Source organism: Oleiphilus sp. HI0123, assembly GCF_001635315.1.
This window is the reverse complement of record NZ_LWGE01001866.1, coordinates 1-9,224: the sequence shown is the minus strand read 5'-3', so window position 1 is coordinate 9,224 and position 9,224 is coordinate 1. Positions and strand designations below refer to the sequence as shown.

Sequence of the window (9,224 nt, the reverse complement as noted above, 5' to 3'; positions counted from 1 at the left end):
GCAAAGCAAAAAGCCTTAGAGAAAATTCGTGATACGGCCGCAGAATTGCTCGAAGTTTATGCAAAGCGTGAAGCACGCTCCGGATTTAAATGTGATAAACCTGGTGAAGCTTACCGCGCCTTCTGCGCCAATTTCCCGTTTGAAGAGACACCCGATCAGCAAGCTGCGATTAAGGCAGTGCTTCGCGATATGACACGCGAACAGCCGATGGACCGGCTCGTCTGCGGAGACGTTGGTTTTGGTAAAACTGAAGTGGCGATGCGTGCCGCATTTGTCGCAACCTACTCGGGTAAGCAGGTCGCAGTGCTCGTTCCTACGACACTTCTTGCGCAGCAGCATTACGAGTCTTTCCAAGATCGATTTGCAGGCACGGCGGTTAAAGTCGATGTGCTATCAAGATTCAACTCTCCAAAAGATCAGGCTAAAGCGCTGGAAGACCTAAAGGCTGGAAAAATAGATATTATTGTCGGTACCCACAAGCTGATTCAAAAAGATGTTAAGTACAAAGACCTTGGTCTTTTGGTTATTGACGAAGAACATCGATTCGGTGTGCAGCAGAAAGAAAAGATTAAGTCTTTCCGCAGCGACGTAGATATTTTAAACCTTACCGCCACGCCAATACCGCGTACTTTAAATATGGCGATGGGCGGCATACGCGATCTATCGATTATCGCCACACCACCTGCTAAGCGTCTGTCAGTAAAAACTTTCGTTCGTGAGCGCGAAGATGCTTTGATCAAAGAGTCTCTCTTGCGTGAGATTCTGCGTGGTGGTCAGGTTTACTACTTATTTAACGATGTTAAAAATATTCATAAAGAAGCTGAGTACTTAACTAAACTGGTACCTGAAGCGCGAGTTGGCATTGCCCACGGTCAAATGCGTGAGCGTGAACTTGAAACCGCGATGTCAGACTTTTATCACCAGCGCTTTAATGTTTTAGTTTGCTCAACCATCATTGAGACCGGCATCGATATTCCTAATGCCAACACCATCATGATAGACCGAGCTGATAAGTTCGGCTTGGCACAGCTACACCAGTTACGTGGACGCGTCGGACGATCACACCACCAGGCTTACGCCTATCTCATGACACCCAGCTCTAAAAAACTTAGTGGCGATGCTGAAAAACGACTTGAAGCAATTGTTGCCTCGCAAGAACTTGGGGCGGGCTTCATGTTGGCAACGCACGACCTAGAGATACGTGGTGCAGGTGAACTATTAGGTGAAGAACAAAGCGGCCAGATTCAGAATATCGGTTTTACCCTATATATGGACTTGCTAGATCAAGCCGTTAAATCGCTTAAACAAGGAAAAGAGCTCGACCTTGAGAACCCAATGCATGGCACCGAGGTGAACCTGCGTATTCCCGCAATTATTCCTGACGAATATTTACCAGACGTACATATGCGTTTAGTACTCTATAAACGTATTGCTAACGCTGCCGATAAGGACGGCCTAAAAGACATTCAAGTCGAAATGATTGACCGCTTCGGTATGTTACCTGACGCTGTGAAAAACCTAATGCGTCAAACAGAGCTGAAGCTCAAAGCCGATCCTGTTGGCATCGATAAAATCGACGCAGGCGAGACCTCCGGTAGTTTTGAGTTTTCAAAAGACACGAAAGTCGACCCCTTGGCCATCGTTCAGCTAGTGCAAAAGAACCCGATAAAGTACAAGCTAGAAGGCGCCACAAAACTTAAGTTTGAGCTTGAGGCCAAGAACGCAGAAGAGAAATTAAGTGAGATTGAAGCGCTGATTGCGTTATTGAGCAAGGCCCCGACTTAGCCTCAGCTGTAGGCAGAGCCTTCCACGGCTCGCTGGCAGGTTAGCACGAGTCAGGTTCACAGCGAGATATATGCTTACTTAACACACTTCCCCTCTCTAAGCCCCTGAACTTGCTCATCACTATAGCCCAAAGACTTTAATACATCTGAGGTATCTGCCCCCAAAGGTCTCCCTGCTTGCTTTATGCCTTCAGACTTAAATGGCAATGCGCTATTTATTTGTTGAATCTCGTTGCCTGTCTCATCTACAGCGGTGGTAATCATGCCCCGCGCTATGAAGTGAGGGTGCGCTGCAGCCTGGTTGATACTCAATACAGGTTCTACACAAGCATCTAAGTTGCCAAAGACGTCATTCCAGTGAGCTTGGTCTTTTTCGATCACTTTTGCTGCAATTGCTGCCTTGATTTCTGTTTGGGTTTCGGCTCGTTGGTCGGCAATCTTATTCTGGTAAGCTGTCAAACCTAGGGTAGATAGCAAAACCATCGCGAAGTTTGGTTCCAGGCTACCGACCGAAATATACTTGCCATCTGCCGTCTGGTAGTAGTCGTAGAATAAACCACCGTTGAGCATCTCTTCGCCACACGCTGGGTCCTTGCCACTGACTAGCGCGTTGGCGCCGAACATCGTGTTCAGCGCCAAGGCCGCATCACTCATACTGATATCCAGGTGCTGGCCTTTTCCAGTAGAAGCACGTTCAATCACTGCGGCAAGAATCGCCATTACGGCATGATGTGAACCACCTGCAATATCGGCAACCTGTGTTGCAGATAAAGTGGGACCGGTTTCTTTTCTGCCAGAGAAACTGGCTAAGCCCGACAAAGCCAAATAGTTAATATCATGCCCTGCCCGATCTTTTAAGGGCCCTGTTTGACCATAGCCTGTGATCGAGCAATAGATTAATTTAGACTGAAACTTTACCAAGGCCTCATAATCCAGACCTAGACGCGCCATAACACCTGGTCTGAATTGCTCAATCACAATATCAAACTCACTCACCAACTTATGAACGATCTCTTTTGCACTCTCATGCTTTAAATCAACAGCAATCGTTTTCTTATTGCGATTAACGCTGGCGTGCGAGGCAGAAACCTTACCTACCATTGGCGGCAAGAGCTTTAGTAGATCGGGTCGCGTAGGTGACTCTACTCTTACAACCTCTGCGCCCATATCTGCCAACAATTGCGTTGCATAAGGGCCCGGTAATAAGGTGGTAAAGTCGAGAATCTTAATTCCCTTGAGTGGTTGTGACATTACTTACCCCTACTTCCTTTAGACCATCGAGCGGCCGATAATCAACTTCATGATTTCATTTGTACCAGCATAGATCTTCTGAACACGCGCATCTGCGTAAGCGCGCGCAACCGGATACTCCCACATGTAGCCGTAACCACCATGTAGCTGTAAACACTCGTCAATCACATCGCACTGGATCTCGGTAGTCAATAATTTAAGCTTCGCTGCGGTCACCACATCTAGTTGCTTATTAATATGCAGCTCTAAGCATTTATCGACAAATACACGCGCCATCGTCAAGGTTGCTGACATTTCGGCAAGCTTAAACTGGGTGTTCTGGAACGATGCTATTTCACGGCCGAAGGCTTTACGCTCTTTAACGTATGCGACTGTTTGCTCAAGAATCGACTCTGCACTAGCGATCGCGTTTAAGCCTACCGATAGCCGCTCTTGTGGTAGCTCCTGCATAAGGTAGATAAAGCCCATGCCTTCAGCACCTAGCACGTTTTCTTTTGGGACTTTTACATCCTGGAAGAATAGCTCTGACGTATCCTGTGCCTTCATACCGATCTTATGAAGATTGGTGCCTTTTTCAAAGCCGGGTGAGTTTGCCTCAACTAACAGAAGGCTCGTACCTTTTGCGCCAGCTTCAGGGTTAGTTTTAGCCACCACGATAATTAAATCTGCTAACTGTCCATTAGTGATAAAGGTCTTAGAACCATTGAGTGTATAGAACTCGCCTGACTCGTCTAACACAGCATTGGTTTTCACACCTTGTAAGTCAGAACCGGTGCCAGGCTCTGTCATGGCAATCGCGGTCACAATTGAACCATCAACACAACCCGGCAGGTACTTTTGCTTTTGCTCTTCGGAACCGTAAGCCATGATGTAAGGCACCGCGATGTCTGAGTGCAAGCCAAAGCCGATACCACTTAAGCCGTAATTAGCAACTTCTTCATCGATCACCGCATTGAAACGAAAGTCACCTTCAACACCGCCGTATGCTTCTGGGACAGTTGGGCTTAAAAAGCCGTGTTCACCAGCCTTCTTCCATAGTTCACGAGATACCTGACCGTCTTTCTCCCATTGCTCGTGGTGAGGCACAGCTTCAGCTTCAAGGAACTTCTTAAACGCATCGCGAAACATTTCTTGTTCAGATTCAAATACTGTTCGTTTAATCATCTTTTTCTACCTTTCTTAGAATTATTCAAAGCTTGTGAGGCCCAAAACCTCACAAACTGGTTGATATAGATTTAGCTAGTCTTTGAACGTCAAATTGTCTCGGGCCATATCTTTAAGCAGTTGAGGGACTTCGTATCGCTCACCGCATTGCTGATGCAAGGCTTCGGCCCTTTCAATAAAAGACTCTAAGCCTGTTTGGTTGATAAACTGCAAGATGCCGCCCGTCCAGACCGGATAACCAATTCCCATGATGGAGCCGATATTAGCGTCTCGAACGCTGGTCAGTACTTTTTCTTCGACGCAGCGGACAGTCTCAATCGCTTGAATGTAAAGCAGGCGATCTTTGATCTCATCAACACTAACTTCACGGTCGGGTTGTTCGAACTTATCCTTTAGACCTGACCATAAGTGTTTTTTACCTTGAGCCGGATAATCGTAATAACCACCACCCGCAAGTTTTCCTGCACGTTCTAGCGCAAGCATCTTATTTACAACTTCATCGGCTGGGTGCGCCAGATAAGGTTTGCCTTCCGTTTCAAGATCCTTAATCGTTTGCTTACGAATCTTTTCCATCAAGGTCATGCTAACTTCATCGGTCACTGCCAACGGTCCTACCGGAAAACCTGCCAGGAAGGCTGCATTTTCGATCGCTGCGGCCGGTATCCCTTCACCCAACATGGCGATCCCTTCGTTTGCAAAAGTGCCGAAAACACGGGAAGTGAAGAATCCACGGCTGTCATTAACTACGATTGGCGTTTTACCAATTTGCAAAACGTAGTCATAAGCTTTGGCCAGTGTTTCATCTGAGGTCTTGTCACCACAGATGATTTCTACCAGCGGCATTTTGTCGACTGGCGAAAAGAAATGAAGGCCAATAAAGTTCTCTGGTCGCTTAGAGGCTTCCGCAAGACCAGTAATGGGTAAGGTAGAGGTATTCGAAGCAAATACAGCTGATGACTCTAAATGCGCTTCAGCTTCCTGTGTGACCTTTGCTTTTAGACCTCTGTCTTCAAATACAGCTTCAATGACTAGGTCACAGCCTTTCAAGTCCTGCGCATTATCGGTCGCCAGGATGGCGTTCATGGCAGCATCACGCTTATCACTGCTTAAGCGTCCTTTTTTCACTTTCTTATCAAGGATCTTCCGAGAATACTCTTTACCTTTTTCAGCATTTTCTACTGAAACATCTTTTAACACGACCTCAATGCCCTTAGCTGCTGATGAATAGGCAATACCTGCACCCATCATACCGGCGCCCAAAATTCCCACCTTACTCACCTTTGACGCTTCTACGCCATCAGGACGCGCTGCCCCCGCCTTGATTTCATTGAGTTGATACCAGAAAGTACCGATCATATTCTTCGCTACCTGGCTACAAACCAGCTCAACGAAATATCGTGTCTCAATGCGCATTGCCGAGTCGACATCAACTTGTAGGCTTTCAACCATTACCGAGAGAATCGACTCAGGAGCTGGCATGGTGCCTTTGGTTTTTTCGCGCATCATTGCGGGTGCAATCGGTAACATCTTCGCTAAGGCAGGCGTTGAAGGTTTTCCTCCTGGCACTTTATAGCCTTTTACATCATAAGGTTGTTGGGCTTTAGGGTTGGCTTTAATCCAAGCAATAGCCGAAGAAACTAGTTCTTCAGGTGCATCGACAATTTCATTGATCAAACCAAGATCTTTACCTTTCTCAGGTTTGAGCTGTTTACCTTCGGTCAAAAACGGCAATGCCGCCTGAAGGCCTAAGAGACGAGACATACGGACAACACCGCCACCACCAGGCAACAAGCCAAGCGTCACTTCAGGTAGACCTAGCGTCACACCTTTGCTTAAAGCGACACGGTAATGACACGAAAGCGCAAGCTCCCACCCCCCCCCAAGTGCAGCGCCGTTGATACAAGCAACAACCGGCTTACCAGATGTTTCTAGCTCTCGCATTGCCAGTTTTAGGCGGTCAACCATTTTATACAGAACCGAGGCATTTTGACGTGTAGTTGCATAGAGGTCATCAAGGTTGCCACCGGCAAAGAAAGTCGACTTATTTGAACGGAATAGCACACCTGCGAAGTCTTCATCACGAAGTTGTTCGACTGCTGCGCATAAGGAGTCTGTAAATTCCTGGTCCATTAAGTTGGCACCGGAATTGGGCTTATCAAGAATAAAGTGAACGATATTGTCTTGATCTTTTTCTACAATCACTGAATTCGTGTTGTTATTTATACTCACGGCCGTTCTCCTCTTAAACTCTTTCGATAATCGTTGCGATACCCATGCCACCGCCGACACACAAGGTCGCTAGGCCAGTCTTTAGGTCACGAGCTTCAAGCTCATCTAGTAACGTACCCAAAATGATTGCTCCTGTTGCGCCTAAAGGGTGACCCATCGCGATTGAACCGCCATTAACATTTACTTTTTCTTCACTCACTTCTAGTTCGTCCATAAAGCGCATGACCACAGAGGCGAATGCTTCGTTCACCTCGAACAAGTCGATGTCCTTAACGTCCATGCCAGCTACTTTAAGTGCTTTTCGTGCAGCGGGCGCAGGACCTGTGAGCATAATCGTCGGGTCAGTTCCAACAACAGCTGTAGAAACAATACGAGCCCGTGGTTTCATACCGAATTTTTTACCAGCAGCCTCACTACCAATTAAGACAGCTGCAGCACCATCAACAATACCCGAGGAGTTACCAGGTGAATGGATGTGATTGATTGACTCAACTTGCGGATAACGCTGACGAGCAACACCGTCAAAGCCCATCTCGCCCATCATCTGGAACGAAGCTTTTAACTTACCCAAGGTCTCCATGGATGCATCCGCCCGAACCAACTCATCGTTCGCTAAAATTTCGATACCATTACGATCAACGACCGGCACCACAGATTTTTCGAAAGAGCCGCGTTCCCAAGCCGCCGCTGCTTTATGATGCGAACGCATAGCAAAGGCATCGACGTCTTCACGGGAGTATCCACCCAAGGTAGCGATCAAATCTGCACCAATGCCCTGCGGCATAAAACCCGTTTTAAAGTTCGTTTCGGGGTCCATTGCCCAAGCACCACCATCGCTCCCCATCGGGACTCGTGACATAGACTCGATACCCCCAGCGACCACGAGATTTTCCCAACCTGAACGAATCTTCATTGCAGCGGTGTTAACCGCCTCGAGCCCCGATGCGCAAAAGCGATTAAGGACAACACCTGCAACATCATCATTCCATCCTGCAGCCAATGCTGCAGTTTTTGCGATATCAGCACCTTGGTCGCCAACAGCGGTAACGCAGCCCATGACGATATCGTCAACCTCAGCTGTATCGAAACCATTGCGCTGTTGAAGAGCGTTTAATAAATCTGAAAGAAGTGTTACCGGTTTTACTTCATGAAGAGCGCCGCTCGCTTTACCTCGGCCCCGAGGTGTGCGAATCGCGTCAAATATTAGGGCTTCATTTGTCATTGTACTTATCCTATAAAATTTGTTCGTCCATTGAATGGAAAACGCATTATTAGGATAGCTGGCTAAGCGAAGGTCTCAATGATATTTCATAGCAATAAAGTTGATCATTTATTGCAAGCTTAGAATGAGAGAGTAAAAAACGGCTTAGGGATTCGATTATGCGCGGCCGGTGACCCCGCCTTCCTTGGAGCGCTACCAAGGCTTATGTAGGCGGCCCGTCTCGGGGCGCAGGTTCTGCCTCGGAGTAGTCAGATGGTACGGCGGTTTCGTTCTGCGCGGCCAGAGAACCCGCCTACTTTGAGTGCTATTAAGCCTTGTGTGCTTGCTCTAGATATTCGTGACTTTGCATTTCTAACAAACGGCTTTCTGTTCGTTCGAACTCAAAGCTAAGTTTGCCGCCCTGGTAAATTTCATGGATAGGCGCTTCAGCAGAGATAATCACCTTAACGCTGCGGTCATAAAATTCATCAACCATATTGATAAAGCGCCTCGCCTGATCATCTGTATCGATACTCATCTGAGGGACGTTACTCACGATCACTGCGTGAAATTCTCTTGCGATCTCAATGTAGTCATTCTGGCTTCTAGGTCCATCGCAAAGCTCGGAAAAGGTAAACCAAACAACATCGTCAGCATGCCGTAGTGCTTTAAGAGGGCGACCATTAATCTCAAGCTCTAGCTCGTGAGAACCAGCTTCAACAGCGAGCTGTTTAAAGTATTTATCCAAATTGATATCGGCTTGTGCATCTAAAGGAAAATGATAAAGCTCAGCCTGTTCAAGTGTACGTAAGCGGTAATCGTTACCGCCATCAACATTCACAACCTCGGTGTACTTGTTAACAAGATCGATAGCAGGCAGAAAGCGATCACGCTGTAGGCCATCCTTGTATAAACCATCTGGAACAATGTTTGAAGTACATACAAGGGAAACACCGTTCGCAAAAAGCTCTTGCATTAAGCCGCCAAGAATCATTGCATCACCGATATCGGAAACAAAAAACTCGTCGAAGCAAATTATACGGGCCTCATCACTCAACTTCTTCGCAACGATATGCAATGGGTTCTTTTCGCCTTCAAGCGTAGTCAGCTCCTGGTGAACCCTTTGCATAAAGCGATGGAAGTGAATGCGCATTTTTTGCTCAAAAGGCAGGCTTTCATAGAAGTTATCCATTAGATAAGTTTTACCACGACCCACCCCGCCCCAGAAGTAAAGGCCTTTGACAGGCTCTGGCTTCTTTTTAGAAAACTTGTTAAACCACTTCCCGGCTAAGCGCTTGCGCTCTGCTTCATCTGAAATTAGATTTTCATACAGCGTTTGCAGTCTATCTACCGCCATTTTCTGTGCAGGGTCTTTAACGAAACCTTCCTTTTCCAAATCTTGTAAATAACGTTGCAAGGGAGAGAGCGGTAAAGACGACATATTCGAAAAATCCTAATACGAGTAAAACTAACTCTGGAAGCTTTTCTGTGAAACTTTTTTCAGAGGCCTAAAAAAGCGGCTATTTTGAGGCTTGTTGCCGCCTAGGTCAATTTTCGATTAAAAAACTATTTGCTATTGTCTTCAGACTAAAGAG

At 46.8% G+C, this 9,224-nt stretch carries 6 protein-coding genes; 1 reads left to right on the top strand and 5 read right to left on the bottom strand.

From position 1 onward, the window contains the following. Positions 1-1,785 (top strand): transcription-repair coupling factor (gene mfd, locus A3761_RS24990; RefSeq protein ID WP_068751124.1); only part of this gene is annotated, 1,785 nt, incomplete at its 5' end. A 74-nt stretch (positions 1,786-1,859) separates the two neighbouring features. Here mfd and A3761_RS24985 read toward each other — a convergent pair. The 5 genes from A3761_RS24985 to zapE form a co-directional block, all read right to left on the bottom strand. After that, a complete protein-coding gene (locus A3761_RS24985) occupies positions 1,860-3,035 on the bottom strand; it encodes a CaiB/BaiF CoA-transferase family protein (RefSeq protein ID WP_068553073.1) in 1,176 nt (391 codons plus the stop codon). 18 nt (positions 3,036-3,053) lie between these two features. Continuing rightward, positions 3,054-4,199 (bottom strand): acyl-CoA dehydrogenase family protein, encoded by a 1,146-nt coding sequence (locus tag A3761_RS24980; protein WP_068553075.1) that lies wholly within the window; start codon positions 4,197-4,199, stop codon positions 3,054-3,056. Between the two features lie 75 nt (positions 4,200-4,274). Next, complete coding sequence (locus A3761_RS24975) at positions 4,275-6,428, bottom strand: 3-hydroxyacyl-CoA dehydrogenase NAD-binding domain-containing protein (RefSeq protein ID WP_197473258.1); 2,154 nt, start codon at positions 6,426-6,428, stop codon at positions 4,275-4,277. A 13-nt stretch (positions 6,429-6,441) separates the two neighbouring features. Continuing rightward, on the bottom strand, positions 6,442-7,650 hold the full coding sequence (locus A3761_RS24970; protein WP_068739808.1) for an acetyl-CoA C-acetyltransferase: 1,209 nt from the start codon (positions 7,648-7,650) through the stop codon (positions 6,442-6,444). Between the two features lie 307 nt (positions 7,651-7,957). Beyond that, the gene (zapE, locus tag A3761_RS24965) at positions 7,958-9,070 is read right to left on the bottom strand and encodes a cell division protein ZapE (protein WP_068554080.1); all 1,113 of its coding nucleotides are present in this window, start codon (positions 9,068-9,070) and stop codon (positions 7,958-7,960) included. Positions 9,071-9,224: the final 154 nt, after the last annotated feature.